Origin of the sequence: Herpetosiphon sp. NSE202 (genome assembly GCF_042688385.1) — a bacterium.
Classification (GTDB): Bacteria; Chloroflexota; Chloroflexia; order Chloroflexales; family Herpetosiphonaceae; genus Herpetosiphon.
Genome location: NZ_JBHUPY010000005.1, coordinates 265,247 through 281,167, shown reverse-complemented (window position 1 = coordinate 281,167; position 15,921 = coordinate 265,247). Strand labels below are relative to the sequence as shown.

Sequence of the window (15,921 nt, the reverse complement as noted above, 5' to 3'; positions counted from 1 at the left end):
AACATTATATTCAAAGCTTAGCACAAACCAGCAGCAACTCATCAAATTATTAACTTTGCATAGCCAATTGTCGAATTTGTATCACAATTATTTTTTATAGTACCGCCATTGAAAGTAATTTGTGATTGACAAGGAGTTCGGACATGCGTAAACATTTAGCGGTGGCGGTTGGAGTTGTTTCGTTGGCTTGTGGTGGCTATCTTTGGACCAACAACACAGCTTTTGCCACCAACAACGACCAACCAGTGCATAGCGTCACAGTCAGTTCAAATGCCGATGATGTAACAATCGAATGTCATGGGTCGGGCGTGGCTAGAGTTGCGCCATTGCAGCATTCAGCAATGAGCCAGCCAACCCAACTACACAAACAAGCTGTTGGCGGTGCTTTGCATCTGCAGCATAATACAGCAGCAAGCAGCGACCAGCTTGAAAGCACAACCGAAGCAACTAGCCAACGCGTTACCAAGCCGTTTGTGGCACTCAAAGCTACTGATCAACTTGCAGCAACGACCGAAACAACGAGCGAACAAATCACCAAACCATTTATAACGATTAATTCAGAAACCGTTGAAGGCGATTGTGGAACGGTTGTGGCAATTGGGGCCGTGGCTGGGGTCGATTGGTTTGCGCTCGCCGCCGAAACCATTGGCATTAGCGCCGACGAATTGCACGCAGGCATTGAGGCAGAACAAAGCATTGCCGACCAAGCAGCAGCCAAGGGCGTTAGCAAACAAACAGTTATCGATGCAATTGTTGCCGCTGAAACCGCCAACATCAATCAAATGGTGACTGATGGCGAGCTAAGCAGCGAAGATGCTGAACTCTTTAGCAACGATTTGCCCGAAATGATTGAGCATTTTGTCAGCAATGTGCCAAGCTTCGTTGCTGGTGAAGGGGTTCAATGCTTCCAGATTTCAGGGGGCGAATCAGGCACAGGCGACCATGTTGAAGAAGCCGTTGAATGCGAAGCCGTTGAAGCACTGCCCGCCTTGCCAAGTGAACCAGTTACCGAACCAAGCCGCTAAATCATTGGCTGGTTGCAGCTCTTACCACGCCTGCAACCAGCCTGCTCATGCCACAAGGAACCACCATGGCCGAAATAATCGTAATTATCGAGGATGAAGAGCGGATTGCGCATTGGATGCAGTTGTATCTTGAGCAAGCTGGCTTTGCAACCTATTTGGCAAGCGACGGCCTGACTGGCTTGGCGTTGGTGCAGCAACACCAGCCAAGTTTAGTCGTTTTAGATTTAATGCTGCCGAAATTGGATGGCCTAGCAGTCTTCAAGGCCATTCGCCAAACCAAAAATACACCAATTATTATGGTAACTGCGCGCAGCAGCGATGAAGAACGGATTCAGGGCTTGGAGCTTGGGGCCGATGATTACGTCGGCAAGCCTTTCAACGCCCGTGAATTGGTGGCCCGTGTGCGTGCAGTTTTACGCCGCAGCCAGCCAATTGCGCCAAGCCAAACCCTCAAACGTGGCCCGATTGAGCTTGATTTGACCCAGCATCAATGCACCGTCAATCAGCAACCTGTTGAATTAAGCAAAATTCAATTAGCTTTATTGGCCACCTTTATGCGCCATCCCAACCAAATTCTCAGCCGCGAACAGCTGCTTGAAGCGGTGTTTGCTGGCGATTATGCTGGTTTTGATCGTTCGCTCGATGCGCATATTGCGCGTTTGCGCCAGCGAATTGAGCACGATCGTACAAATCCGCAATATATTATTACTGTGTATGGCCTTGGCTATAAATTTGTTGATTAATCTGGTAGGGTGCTATGCTTCGATCATTACGTTGGAAATTAGGTGCAGCTTTTGGCCTCGTGATTGGCGCAACCCTCTTGTTGAGCGGGCTAAGCGCTTATTTGCTCACAACCCAGCGCTTCGATATTTTTGTCGGCGACCAAAGCCAAATGCGTACCTCCCAACTTGCGCCATGGCTCGAAGCCAGCCATGCCTACAATCCCGATTGGTCGGCGCTGCCAGCCTTATTACAACAAAGCGAAGCCCTGAGCCAAACGGTTACCATGCCGCTTGCACCAGCATTAATCAGCGTTAGTAGCGGCCAACTTTGGCAACAGAGCGCCGAGGCAATTGGCATTAGCCCTGAACATTTGCAAGTCGAGGTTGGCAGCGCGGGCAGTATCGAAAGTGTTGCGATTGCGCATAATGTTAATCCTGAAGATTTGATTATGAGCCTTGAGCAAATTCAACTGCCACATGCAACCATTCCCATGACGTTTGGCATGAGCGGCGTACCAGCCATGGAATCTGGCACGGCGCTCAAATCGCAAATTCGCTATTTTGTTGAATATAAAACCAGCCCTGATTGGCTTAATCTGCTTCAGAAAAAGCTTACTGCCAGCCCAAGCGAGATCGTCCAAAGCGCACAGAATCCCCAAGGTTTTGTGGCCTTGGCGAAAAACTACCAAACCGAGCCAAAAGAACTGGTACAAACAATCGTTGCCGCCGAACTTGAGCGCCTCAAATCGATGTCAAGCATTCCAATCAGCCTCATTTTGAATGAATTGCCGTTGATCGTTGAATCGGCTTGGAATTTTATCGATCCTCAAGCCTTACATCGGCCAACGAATCAGCAGTTTGGCTTTGCCCACCACGATAGTTTGTTGCTGCAATGGGCCTTGCAGGCATTATTGCATGGTGATGAACGGCTGATTATTCTCGATCCAGCGGGCAATGTGGCCTATGATAGCGCCCAGCAACTCAACCACGACCAGCAATTGGCTGCCGATCTGCGCCAACATGCGATTCCGCTCTACGATTTAATTAGCAACGAATTGATTGGCTCGGCCTTGATGGTCACCGGAACCCACGCCTATACCGAGCAACAAGGCGCATTTTTACGCAGCATCGGCCATGCATTAATCATCAGCGGCGCAATCGTTGGCATGATCGTTTTAGCCGTGGGCTTTATGCTGGTACGCACAATTACCGCCCCAGTCTTGGCACTAACCCAGGCCACCAAGCAGATTATTGCTGGCAATTGGCAAACCCAAGTGCCAATTCGTTCGCACGATGAGCTTGGCCAAATGAGCAGCGCCTTCAACCATATGGCCAATTCGCTGGCCCAACAGCGCATGCTGCAAACCCGTTTAATTCACGATTTGACCCACGAATTGCATACACCGCTGAGCGTGATTCAGCTTGAAATGGAAGGCTTGGCCGACGAGTTACAAAGCGCCGATGAGGCAGCACATCACGTTGAACATGAGATTAAATTGATCGTTAGTTTGCTTGATGATTTAACCTTGCTGCTCAAAACGGAGTCGCAGAGCCTCGATTTTAACAAAACAACCCTTGATTTTGCCCAATTGCTACGCGAAACCCACCAGCGTTGGCAACAACCTGCACTTAACGCGGGCATTCAATTCGAACTCAACATCGAGCAGCCACTGCCAGCAATCGCAGTTGATCGCACGCGAATTGTGCAAGCCTTGGGAAATCTGCTCAAAAATGCAATTCGCCATACCCCAGCTAATGGAACGATTGCGCTCACATGCAGCAGCGATCAACAGCAGATTAATCTCAACATTCGCGATACAGGCGAAGGCATTGCAGCGCATGATTTAGCGCATATTTTCGAGCGTTTCTATCGTGCCGATGCTTCGCGCAACCGCGATACCGGCGGGCGCGGCTTAGGTTTAGCGATTGTTAAGCAAATTATCGAGGCCCACGCTGGCACAATTACGGTTGAAAGCACGCTTGGCGAGGGCAGCAATTTCCAGATCTTATTGCCACTTAGCCCAAGCCACGACTGAAAAAATAGTGGCCCAAGCCCACCGTAAACATCAAATTGCCATACAAAGCGTGCTCCAAACACACCAAGCGCAACGAACGGGTTTTGCGGTAGGTATCTCCAAACAACCAGCCGCCGATAATCGTCAAAATCACCGCGTAGGGATTGCGAAAAATAATATGTGCCCAGCCAAACACCACAGCACTGAGCAAGAGCAACCAATCAGCACGCAATAAATCACGATAGCGCTCGAAAAATAGGCCGCGAAAGACCAATTCTTGAATATATACCGAAACAATTGGATAGGCTAGCACAAGCAGCAGCCAAGCCCAAGGTTGTTGGCGCGGCAAATTAAATAAAGTAGCTGGTTGCCAAAGCCAAACCAACAGCACCGCCAGCAAGCTTGCCAAGCCAAAGCGTCGCAGCAAGCGCCAAAGAGCATGTTTTTCGCGCGGATTCAAGCGCCCTTGCCACAGCTCAATTGACACACCACGCCGCCGCAACCAAAACCATGCGCCAAGCGCCGCCAAACCAAGCACCCCAAACCACCAACTGGCAGGCACAGCAAAACGCAGCACCAACGGCACACCACCAAATAAAACCAATAATTCTACCCATAGCCACCACCGCCGCATCGCTTGCATCCTTTTCCTGTTGCATAAAACTTAATTATGCCAGAGCAACGGGCCAAAACCAATGAATAATCTGCTAGCAAGTGATGAACATCAATAGCATTAATTAGAGGTAGAGTTGACCAAAATTACTGTATACTCTATTCTATAAAATAACTTTGAATTTAAGCACAATACCATTAATAAGCATAAGCATAGTAAGGGTGTGTCGTATGCAACATTTCGATCAATTCACTATTCATACATTTAGAGGCATACGTGAGCTAACCCTTGAAGGATTAGGTCAAGTTAACTTGCTCGTAGGCATGAATAATAGTGGAAAAACGAGTATTTTAGAAGCTTTAGCAGTCTATTGCCAAGCTAATAATCCGATTGAGTGGATTCGAGTTGCTCAACGTCGTGATGGTCGTGGTAATAATCTCGCCCGTGAAACTATTTTAGAATCAATCAAATGGCTATTTCCACAAATAAAAATCGATTCAAATCAATTTTATGAAGGATCAATTGCCTTATCTAGCCAAGGTCAATTTAATATTCATCAAGTAAATGCAAATTTCAAAGAGTTTATTGGCTACAATCAAAAATTAATTGATCAAGAATCAAATTCAAATGATATTTATGAGCAAAAAGGTGCTGATATATTGATTGAAGCCAATCAATATACAAATCAACATTCATTATTTAGCGGGAGTCCTTATAATCCAATTAATACTAAATTTCAAATTTGGGAAAATGAACCTTTTCGTTATCGTAGCCTAAAACCAATCCAAACCTTACTTTCAACCTATTTTATTTCACCAATTAGCCATTGGTTTGAAGAAACACAAAAAAACACCTTCTCTGAGATTGTTGTTGAAAATAACCGCAATGAACTGATTGATATTTTGCACGCTATTGAGCCTAACATCAAAAATATTGAAATTTTACAGTTGGCTAATTCAGCTGCAAAATTTTATGTTGACCATAAAAAGATTGGACTAGCGCCAATTAATACTTTTGGCGATGGATTACGCCGTATTCTGACTATCGCCTTAGCAATTCAATCAGTCAAAGGTGGAGTATTACTAATTGATGAAATGGAAACAGCAATCCATCAATCAGTACTAAGTTCTATTTTCAGTAAAGTAGTTAATCTCTGTAAAAAGTATGATGTTCAACTTTTTTTGACAACTCATAGTTTAGAAGCAGTTGATGCCTTGATTAGTGCTAATCAATCAGATCTTGATTCAATTAGCGGTTATCGCTTAGATCTAAAAGATCAGCAAACCATTGTAAAACGCTATAGTGGCGATTTACTTCAGCGTTTACGCTATGAACGTGGATTGGATGTACGTTAATGAGCAGGTATGCTTATATTATAGTTGAGGGTTCGCATGATATTGAGTTTATTATTAAGATTTTATCTTACTTTTATGGATTTCAACTAATTAAAAAATCTGAAAATCTTGATCCATATTGGAAAGACTTAGTACCAGATACATTTCCACATAAAGGTGCTTTACTACAAAGAGTTCCAGTGCCTTATTTTTTACAAAATACTAATATTAATCTAGCAATCCAAAATGCTGGTGGTATTGACAAAATTGTAAATACTATTGAAGAAAATTTTTCAATTATTGAATATATCAAAATTATTAAGTATTGGGATTATTCTTGATTGTGATTATGATAAAACAGTAGATGAGAAATTTAATTTATTTATGAATAAACTCAGAAAACTGCAATCTATCGATGTTCCTACGTCAATGCATGATTTTAGCCAAAGTATATCTAAATTTGGCTGCTATATTTTACCAGATAACCAACGAAAAGGGACATTAGAAGATATCTTGCTTGAATGTGCTAAACAAGTATACCCATCACTCTGTACAGGTGCAGAGCAGTTTATCAATGAAGTCAATCTGAATTCTGATGAATTTGTTACGGAAGATAAAAAAGAGTTCGAGAAACCTGCGGGAAGGTATAAAGCGATTGTGGGAAGTATTGTGAATGTATTACGTCCAAGTAAAACGATCCAAGTTTCATTACGTGAGGATCGTTGGATTAGTGAAACAACGCAAAATCTTCCAGAAATCCAGGCAATTCGACAATTTTTAGCCAATTTATTAAATCTGTCTGTAGAATAATATAGCGCAGCTATTCGTTGTTAAATTGAATAGCTGCACTACATCGAGCAACAATTAGCCTTGCTTCAAGACCAAATAGCGTTGCCAAACTTCGCGCGTTTCGCTGAAATCGCGGCGGGCATGCGCACCACGGCTTTCCTCGCGCAACAAGGCGGCGTAGGTCAACAGCGTTGCCACAATCAACAAATTGGCATCTTCATACTCGCGCACTGTGCCTGGCTCGGTTTGGGCATCACGCCATACCACCAGCTGCCGCAAGGCTGAACCCAACCCATCGGCCTCGCGCACAATCCCCACGTTGCGCCACATCAGCCGTTGCAAGGCGGCGCGACTAAATGGCGTTTCATCGGCTTCGGCAGCCATGGTGATTGCCTGAGTAGTTTGGGGGAAAGTTGGCGCTTCAATTGGCCCATCGGGCGCTTCAATCACGCGCTTAGCCCAAACCAACACCTCAAGCAAGGAATTTGAGGCCAAACGATTGGCTCCATGCACGCCAGTCATCGAAACTTCGCCCACCGCGAATAAATTGGGTACGCTGGTGCGACCATGCAAATCAGTCACCACGCCGCCGGTCATATAGTGGGCAGCAGGCGCAACCGGAATTGGCTCTTTGGTAATATCCAAGCCATGGCTGCGGCAGACTTTGGCAATCGTTGGGAAGCGCAACAGCACCAAATCGGCTGGCAAATGGGTCACATCAAGATAGACATGATCAGCATCGGTTGAAACCATTTCGGCAGCAATGCCTCGCGCCACCACATCACGCGGGGCCAATTCTGCATCGGGGTGTAATTTGAGCATAAAGCGTTCGCCAGCAGCGTTGCGCAAAACGCCGCCTTCACCGCGCACAGCCTCGGAAATTAAAAAGCCCGGCGCGCCTGGCAAGCGCAGAGCCGTTGGGTGAAACTGGAAGAACTCCATATTTGAAACCCCAGCGCCAGCCCGATAGGCCAAAGCAACACCGTCGCCAGTTGCCACGGTTGGGTTGGTCGTGGCTTGGAAAAGCTGACCAGCGCCGCCAGTTGCCAGTACAATCCGCTTGGCGCGCACTTCGCCGCGTTCGCCAGTTCGCGCATCAAGCGTGCGAACCCCCACTGCTTGGCCGTTTTCCAAAATAATTTCGGTGGCCAAAGTCCAAGCGCGCACATCAACATTGGTATTGGCAACCACGCCTGCCAAGGTTGTTTCGATGGCTGCGCCAGTTGCATCGCCGCCAGCGTGCAAAATACGCCGTTCGGAGTGGGCAGCCTCGCGGGTTAGGGCAATTGAGCCATTGTGGGTATCGAATGGCACGCCCAAATTGATCAACTCATGCACGCGAGCTGGGCCTTCTTCACACAATACCCGCACGGCGGCAGGATCGCTGATGCCAGCACCAGCAACCAAGGTATCTTCGATGTGCAATTCTGGTGAATCATGCTCGCCAATTGCGGCGGCAATGCCACCTTGGGCATAGCGCGTATTACATTCCTCAACCGCCTCTTTGGTTACCAACACAACCTTAAGATTATGTTGAGCTGCCAGTTGGGCGGTGTATAAGCCAGCGATGCCTGAGCCAACAATAATATAATCGTTCATAGAACGGAAAATCCTTTCGTGGTTAAGCGCTAGGTTGGGAAAGGTACAGCCGCTGCTCGGCAATATAGCCAGCAACAGCATCAGGAACGAGATAGCGCACAGGCAAACCAGCCTGCAAGCGACTCCGCAATTCAGTCGCCGAGAGATCCATACGTGGGCCTTGAATCCGCACGCTGCGGGTGGCAAGGCTAGGAAATTGGTCGAGCAAGGCTTGCCAATCCAACTCAAAGCCAGGCCGTTCTAAAATAGCAAAATGGGCTAGTTGAACTAAATCGTTGGCAGCATGCCAGCGTGGCAAGCTAGCCAAACTATCAGCACCAACAATCAACCACCATTCCACAGCTGGTTCAATGGTTTGTAGTTCATGCATGGTGTCGATGGTATACGAAACGCCGCTGCGCTCAACTTCGAGGTTAGAAACCGCAAAGGCGGGATTATTGGCTACTGCCAGTTCAGTCATGGCAAGGCGTTGGCTGGCGGAGCTGTAGTGCTGTTGTTTCAAAGGCTGTTGCGCCGTTGGCATAAATAGCACCCGATTCAAGCCCAAAACCACCCGTGCTTCTTCGGCGATCGCCAAATGCGCATGATGAATTGGATCGAAGGTTCCGCCCAAAAGCCCAACCCGTTGCATAGCCATTCCTTCTTTAATAGTCAATATGACACCAAGTGCAGAGTAGTATAGCGCGATTCCGCTTTTTGTCAATATCACACTAAGGCAAAAAGTCAGAAGTCAGAAGTCAAAAGTCAAAAACATGATCCACGAAGGACACGAAGGGACACGAAGGACGAAACCGCGAAGGGGGTGTGGCTTTTGGTTATAGGCTATTGGCTATCGGAGATTTCTTGCAATAGCAACAATTGTTCCGATAGTCAACAGCCTATAGCCATCGTCCCTCTGCGCCTCTGCGTTAAAAATTCGATCCACGAAGCATGCAAAGACAAAATAACCCTTGACGCTGGAATTTGAATGTAGTATACAGTAGGCACGTGTTAGGCGTAGATGCGAAGAATATTTTAGCTTGCTGGAGTACAACCATGACTGAGGCAATTGAGCAATTAGCCAGCAAACTTTCAGTTGAGAATTCAGAGATTGAGGATTTTCTTAAAAAGTTAAGTATTCGGTTTGATCAACCAGTAACAGCAGAAACAGTGTTGGAATTGACTACATTTAAGGAGAATTTCACTTTTGATACCATTTCTCAACATGTAGAACAAAGATTGATATACAACTATATACGAGAAAATGTCAATCTCTTAAATAAAGAAACTTTACAATTACAAAACTATATTCATAATATAATTTCTTATAAAGATATAAAATTTATATATCCAAAAATAGAGATTCAAATAACAAAGCCTATTTTAGACATTAAACATCTTGAAATCATGATAATAATATATAAATCTGAATTAAATATAAAAATCATTAATTACATAAATAATTTTGGTTACGGCCTTAAGAAATTTGGATATATAAATAATTTCACAAATCTAATTATGAGAATGTATAAATTAAATTTACATAATAAATTAGATTATATAAAGAAAATTAATCATAAATATTTTATACATTTAGATAAAATATTAAATACATTATCTAATTATGATTTAACTACAAATATAGATAATATATTTAATTTATTATTTTACATTCAGAATAATAAATTAAATATCCCTAATTCAATAAATCCAAAACTATTTTCTTCTTCAAATATAGATATTAATAGATTATTAACCCTATCATTAAATTATAATGATAAGCAGTTTTTTATTAATTCAATAGTAAATATTTCTAATAAATATATTGGTGTTTACAATAAAAATGATTTATATTATTTACTCTTATTAGAAATAAAATTACCTTTATTTACTCAAAATTATGACTTAACTAAAGCCAAAGGATTAATTTCATTGAATGAAATTTATAATGAATATAGAGATAATGATTATAAAACATTCTCTATAGTTAATTTTATAGAAATTAAAATTTTTATTATTGAAAATATTAATTTATTTCCAAAAAGTACTAGAAATGAGTCTAGGTTCCTCATTTTAAATAAATCATCAAAATCTATATATAATATGATATATTTTTTGAAATTATCATTAAATAAAAAGGTTTTTATCGAAAATATCGAATTTTATATGAACTTATTATTCAGGATCAATAAATTGAGTATCAATTCAATTAATAAACTAATATCAATAGAATCTTATGCGATAATTAATAAAATCAATTTAGATAACACATATAAAAAATTATTAGATATGAATATAGAAAATCATACTGAAAATCAAATAATAAAAATAATTACTGCGAAAACAATAAGAGATATACCAAATACAATAAATCAAATCCAAAATATCAATATTGATAATATAAATTTATTCAAATCAAGGAAAAATTTATATTATAAAATAGCAAATCTATCTAATAAAGATATATATGAAATACATACGTTTCTTAATAAAAATCGTTCTATTACTGATGAACATCTCAAAGATACAATTAATTATTTATCGAAAAGGAATACAGTGCAAACTTATATTTTTGAGTATATTCAGCTGGTTCCAGAACTAAGAAAAGTACAATCACCAATCAAACATCCAGATGATTTGATCGACGATATTCTGTTTAAAACAGGGTTACGGGTAAATGCCCAAAAGTTACTAAGTATTATTAAAAGTTATGACACAAGATTTCATTTACTCGAGTATTGTTCCATATATACGTATACTAAAGAGGCATTACCAAACATCGAAAATATTTCTCAATTCTTAAACTCAATTAAACCAATGACATTCGTTGAATTTCAACAACGACTAAGTTTTATCACAAATCCATCGATTACAACAGTTGATGGATTAATACTGATGTTTAACTCAATTACAAATGATTTATTACCACGAAATATCATGAATTATAATCATCAATTACTTAATGGAGATACCCTGACACACCTTATGACAAGTTTATGGAATCCCAATATTCATCATAAGTCACATATCCAAACAGTGATCAAAGGTTTATGGGATGATATTTGTTCAGAACAAAGAATGTATGAGATTCCATCAGAGGGCCGGGCCGAAATTGAGGCTCCAGCACTATTAACCAAATATACCAATATTCTGTCATTCAAATTCGTTCAAGAAGGGTTAGAAGCGCCAAGTATTTATGTATTAGCCTTATTCAGTAGTAATGGAGATAAACCTTTAGCTGGTACTATTACCGTTAACAGCGATGGCTCAATTAAAGGTTTTGTTGATCTGATCAATAACAAAACTTATTATCTTTTGATTCAATATATGATTATTGCGAATTATCATGCCTTGGTGATACCGCACCACAATGAATATCCAGTTCGGCATCATCAGCAAGCAAATTATCGCCCACGTATTAATCATGAGATTACTATGCCTCAACAACGTCAAATACCAAGGGTTCGACAAGCATCAATTACCAGTAGTTTAAATGATTGGTATGAAGCGCAATCCAAAGCAATTCATGCAGTGGTTGGCCATGAACGCTTTATCAGCAAAACCTTTCGAGCTGCACAAATCAAGTATCTTCAGGCGGCGAAAGCTGGTATTACGCTAAAACCTGGTCATACATGGGTCCAAGGTCATGCCCGTGGAGATGCAACTTTTACCCATGGCACAATTACTCTGGATGGTGATGATCTGCTTAAACCAACAATTTTCAAAGCACCAGAACATATTCAAAACGATCTTTCTAAATACTTTAATATTTAAAAACCGCAAATAGTACGATTGGAATCAGGTTATTGGCGCTAGGTTATTTGGCTGTTTCCGCCACAGATTGCCCAGATTCACCAGATTATTCCTTCCTATAGCCCATAGCCATCTTTCCTCTGCGCCTCTGCGTTAATAATTGATCCACGAAGGACACGAAAGGACGCGAAGCTGGGGCTGTTGGCTATTGACGTTACCAACAAATCCCCGAAAGCCTATAGGCTATAGCCTTTCATCCTTATGTTCTATGCTCTTCATGCTTTGATTTTTCGCTAAGATTTGCTATACTGCGATTAATTGAATACCTCATCACGAGGAGCCGAGGGATCTGGCCCGATGACGCTCCAGCAACCGTCTCACTGAGAAAGGTGCTTCTTCCAGCAGCAATCGCGCTGATAGATGAGTGGCAACTCAATGATTGAAGCCCTCGCCAGTGTGCGAGGAGTTTTTTTTAACCTTGGTTCTGCGCTTTGGCAGCGCTAGCCATACACACAAGGGAATGCGTCATGACCAGCATAAAACCTTACGTCGCCGAATTGGCGAAACGTGTTCTGATTTACGACGGCGCAATGGGTACTAGCTTGGATTTGTATGATCTCAAGCCTGAGGATTTTGGCGGCGAACAGTACTTCGGCGCACGCGATTATCTCGCCTTGACGCGCCCCGACATTATCGAACAGATTCATAGCTCGTTTATGGAAGCAGGCGTTGATGTGTTGGAAACCAATACCTTCCAATCAACCCGCATTCGCTTGCATGAATGGGGCTTGGCCGATAAAACCTACGAGCAAAATTTTAAAGCTGCCCAGCTCGCCCGCAGCGTCGCCGACCGCTACCAAGCCCAAGATGGCCGCAAACGCTTCGTCGCTGGCTCGATGGGGCCAACTGGCTTCTTGCCATCATCCGACGATCCAACGCTCTCGAATATTACTTGGGATGCCTTGTCCGATACCTTCAAAGAGCAAACGATTGCGCTTGTCGAAGGTGGCGTTGATGTGCTTTTGGTCGAAACCAGCGTCGATATTCTCGAAGTCAAAGCGGCAATCGATGGGATTCGCCGTGGCTTGGCCGAACTCAACCGCCCAGACATTGCAATTCAAGCTCAAGTTTTCTTGGATCTCTCAGGGCGCATGTTGCTTGGCACCGATATTCAAGCCACGATGGTCACGCTCGAAGCCTTGGCCGATGTTGATGTGATTGGCTTAAATTGTTCGACTGGCCCTGAGCACATGCGGCCAGCAATCACCTATTTAGCAGCCAATTCCAAATTGCCAATTTCATGTATTCCCAACGCTGGCTTGCCAATGGAAGTCAACGGCGAAACCGTGTTTCCCTTGGAGCCAGAAGGCTTTGCCAAATCGTTAACCGAGTTTGTCAAGGATTTGGGCGTGCGCGTGGTTGGTGGTTGTTGTGGCACAACGCCGGCTCACTTGCGAGCCTTGGTCGATTCAATCGGCAACAATTGCCCACCCAAAGCCAATCAAGCCCCAACTGTTCAACAGGTTTCCTCGGCGATGCGCGCCCTGCCATTGCACCAAGATCCAGGCCCATTCATCATTGGCGAACGGGTTAACTCGGTCGGCTCACGCAAAGTCAAAAAAATGTTGCTCAAAGATGATTATGATGGCGTGTTGCAAATTGCCCGCGAACAGGCCGATAGTGGCTCGCACGCACTCGATGTGTGTGTGGCAATGACCGAGCGCCCCGATGAAAAAGAGCAAATGCAGAAGTTGCTCAAAAAATTGACCATGGGCGTTGAATTGCCCTTGGTCATCGACTCGACCGAGCACGAGGTGATTGACGCAGCATTGCAAATGTATCCAGGCCGCGCAATCATCAACTCGACCTCACTCGAAGGCGGTCGCGAACAGAAATTCGACAAAACCATGCCGCTCGTTGCCCGTTATGGCGCGGCAATTATCGCCCTGACGATTGATGAAGAAGGCATGGCCCATACCGCCGAAGCCAAAGTTGCGATCGCTAAGCGTATGGTTGAGCTGGGCCGCCAAGATTATGGTGTGCAAAATGATGCCTGGCTGTTTGATGCCCTGACCTTCCCATTAACCACTGGCCAAGCCGAACTACGCGAATCGGCCAAAGAAACCATGGAAGGGATTCGCCGCATCAAGGCCGAAATTCCTGGTGCAATGACCGTGCTTGGGGTTTCGAATCTCTCCTTCGGGATTCAGCCACACGCCCGCTCAGCGCTCAACTCGGTCTTTTTGTACCACGCAGTTAAGGCAGGGTTGGATGCAGCAATCATCAACCCAAGCCACGTGATGCCATTTGCCGAAATCTCCGCCGAAACCCGCAAGGTCTGCGAAGATGTGATTTTCAACAGCGATGACGAAGCCTTGCCGCGCTTCATTCAATTTTTCGAAGCCAATGCAGCAGTCGCTGGCGAAGCCAAAGCCGACCCAACCGCTACAATGAACGCCGAAGAGCGGATTCATTGGAAGATTCTGCATCGCAAAAAAGATGGCATCGAAGCTGATATTGATGAATCGCGAGCATGGCGCGAGGCTGGCGGCCAAACCCAAGGCGAAGCAGCCATCGATGTGCTCAATGGCGTGATGCTGCCAGCCATGAAAGAAGTTGGCGATAAATTCGGCGCTGGCGAATTGATTTTGCCCTATGTGCTGCAATCTGCCGAAGTCATGAAGCGTGCAGTTGCCCACCTCGAACAATACCTTGATCGCGTGGAAGGCACAACCAAGGGCAAAGTGGTGCTGGCCACGGTCTATGGCGATGTGCACGACATTGGCAAAAACTTGGTCTACACCATTTTGTCGAATAATGGCTACACCGTTTACGATTTGGGCAAGCAAGTTCCGGTCAATACAATCATCGAAAAAGCGCTTGAAGTTGGCGCAGATGCAATTGGACTTTCGGCCTTGCTGGTCAGCACATCGAAGCAAATGCCCTTGTGCGTGCAGGAATTGCACAAACGCAATTTGACCTTCCCAGTGCTGGTTGGCGGCGCAGCAATCAATCGCCAATATGGGCAACGGATTCTCTTCCCAGAGCCAGAAGTGGCCTACACAGGTGGCGTTTTCTATTGTAAAGATGCCTTCGAAGGCCTCGAAACAATGGATAAACTTTCCGATCCAACCGTACGCGAAGAATATATGAGCGTCATGGAAGATGCAGCCCGCGAATCGTTGAAAGCGCCAGAACGTGGTCGCACCTTGCTGGAAAAATTGGGCAAAGATAATCCAAGCGGCGCGCGTTCAGCAATTCGCAACGATAATCCCGTGCCTACACCGCCATTTTGGGGCGTACAAGTTGCCAAAAAAATTCGGCTCGATGATGTTACACCATATCTCGATTTGAATACACTTTGGCGCTTGGGTTGGGGCATCAAAAACCTCAAGGGCGCAGAATACGATCGCGTGGTCAACGATGAATTCAAGCCACGTTTGCGCCGCATGATCGATGATGCCAAGCGCAATGGTTGGTTGCAACCTCAAGCGGTCTATGGCTATTTCCCAGCTCAAGCCGCTGGCGAAGAGTTGGTGGTGTACGATCCCAAGGATCGCAAAACCGTCTTGACGCGCTTTGCCTTCCCACGCCAACCAAGCCGCGAACGCCTCTGCTTGGCCGATTATTTCCGGCCAATCGAGAGCGGCGAGTTCGATGTGGTTGGCTTGCAAATCGTAACAATGGGCCATGTCGCAGCCGAGCGGGTTGAAAGCTTGCAAAAAGCCAGCGATTATAGTGAATCGTTCTTCAGCCATGGATTGAGCACAACCTACGCCGAGGCCGTAGCCGAATTCACCAACAAAATCATTAGCCAAGGCTTAGGATTAAGCTATCAGGCCAAACGCTACTCGTGGGGCTATCCAGCCTGCCCCGATCTCGAGGAGCATACCAAGCTGTTTAGCGTCTTGCCAGCTCAAGAAATTGGCGTGAGCTTGACTTCGGCCTTCCAGCTTGATCCTGAGCAAAGCACCGCCGCAATCGTCGTGCACCACCCCGATGCCAAATACTTTTCAATTGGCTCAGTTGCCGAGCGCGCCGAAAGCGACATTGCCGAACTAGCCAATTAATTAAAGGATGAGGGTTGAAGGA

General features: G+C 44.6%; 11 protein-coding genes and 1 riboswitch. Of the genes, 8 read left to right on the top strand and 3 right to left on the bottom strand.

What is annotated here, in order from left to right:
- Positions 1-143: 143 nt before the first annotated feature.
- The 3 genes from ACFMKP_RS07250 (at position 144) to ACFMKP_RS07240 (ending at position 3,783) form a co-directional block, all read left to right on the top strand.
- Positions 144-1,025 carry a hypothetical protein gene (locus tag ACFMKP_RS07250; RefSeq protein WP_382290414.1) on the top strand — a complete coding sequence of 294 codons (882 nt, stop codon included), beginning with the start codon at positions 144-146 and terminating at the stop codon, positions 1,023-1,025.
- A 65-nt stretch (positions 1,026-1,090) separates the two neighbouring features.
- Positions 1,091-1,768, top strand: a complete 678-nt coding sequence (locus ACFMKP_RS07245) for a response regulator transcription factor (protein WP_382290412.1) — start codon at positions 1,091-1,093, stop codon at positions 1,766-1,768.
- Between the two features lie 14 nt (positions 1,769-1,782).
- Positions 1,783-3,783 carry a sensor histidine kinase gene (locus ACFMKP_RS07240; protein WP_382290410.1) on the top strand — a complete coding sequence of 667 codons (2,001 nt, stop codon included), beginning with the start codon at positions 1,783-1,785 and terminating at the stop codon, positions 3,781-3,783.
- Here ACFMKP_RS07240 and ACFMKP_RS07235 read toward each other — a convergent pair.
- A complete protein-coding gene (locus ACFMKP_RS07235) occupies positions 3,764-4,396 on the bottom strand; it encodes a CPBP family intramembrane glutamic endopeptidase (protein WP_382290408.1) in 633 nt (210 codons plus the stop codon). The two genes, ACFMKP_RS07240 and ACFMKP_RS07235, sit on opposite strands and share 20 nt — an antisense overlap.
- A gap of 209 nt (positions 4,397-4,605) precedes the next feature.
- On the opposite strand from ACFMKP_RS07235, the gene ACFMKP_RS07230 reads away from it, so the two are divergent.
- The 3 genes from ACFMKP_RS07230 to ACFMKP_RS07220 are packed head-to-tail and all read left to right on the top strand — an operon-like array spanning position 4,606 to position 6,519.
- A complete protein-coding gene (locus ACFMKP_RS07230) occupies positions 4,606-5,730 on the top strand; it encodes an ATP/GTP-binding protein (RefSeq protein ID WP_382290406.1) in 1,125 nt (374 codons plus the stop codon).
- Positions 5,730-6,050: a hypothetical protein gene (locus ACFMKP_RS07225; protein WP_382290404.1), complete on the top strand. Its 321-nt coding sequence runs from the start codon at positions 5,730-5,732 to the stop codon at positions 6,048-6,050. The genes ACFMKP_RS07230 and ACFMKP_RS07225 overlap by 1 nt, the downstream gene beginning before the upstream one ends.
- On the top strand, positions 6,010-6,519 hold the full coding sequence (locus ACFMKP_RS07220; RefSeq protein WP_382290402.1) for a DUF3226 domain-containing protein: 510 nt from the start codon (positions 6,010-6,012) through the stop codon (positions 6,517-6,519). The genes ACFMKP_RS07225 and ACFMKP_RS07220 overlap by 41 nt, the downstream gene beginning before the upstream one ends.
- Positions 6,520-6,573: 54 nt before the next feature.
- On the opposite strand, the gene nadB is transcribed toward ACFMKP_RS07220, so the two are convergent.
- On the bottom strand, positions 6,574-8,097 hold the full coding sequence (gene nadB / locus ACFMKP_RS07215; protein WP_382290400.1) for an L-aspartate oxidase: 1,524 nt from the start codon (positions 8,095-8,097) through the stop codon (positions 6,574-6,576).
- Between the two features lie 22 nt (positions 8,098-8,119).
- Entirely contained in the window at positions 8,120-8,728 is a 609-nt protein-coding gene (gene nadD, locus ACFMKP_RS07210) for a nicotinate-nucleotide adenylyltransferase (RefSeq protein WP_382290398.1), read from the bottom strand.
- A gap of 404 nt (positions 8,729-9,132) precedes the next feature.
- Here nadD and ACFMKP_RS07205 point away from each other — a divergent pair, with 404 nt between their 5' ends.
- Entirely contained in the window at positions 9,133-11,850 is a 2,718-nt protein-coding gene (locus ACFMKP_RS07205; protein WP_382290396.1) for a hypothetical protein, read from the top strand.
- 303 nt (positions 11,851-12,153) lie between these two features.
- A riboswitch (SAM riboswitch) is annotated at positions 12,154-12,256 on the top strand.
- Between the two features lie 100 nt (positions 12,257-12,356).
- A complete protein-coding gene (metH, locus tag ACFMKP_RS07200) occupies positions 12,357-15,899 on the top strand; it encodes a methionine synthase (protein WP_382290394.1) in 3,543 nt (1,180 codons plus the stop codon).
- The last annotated feature ends 22 nt before the right edge of the window (positions 15,900-15,921 follow it).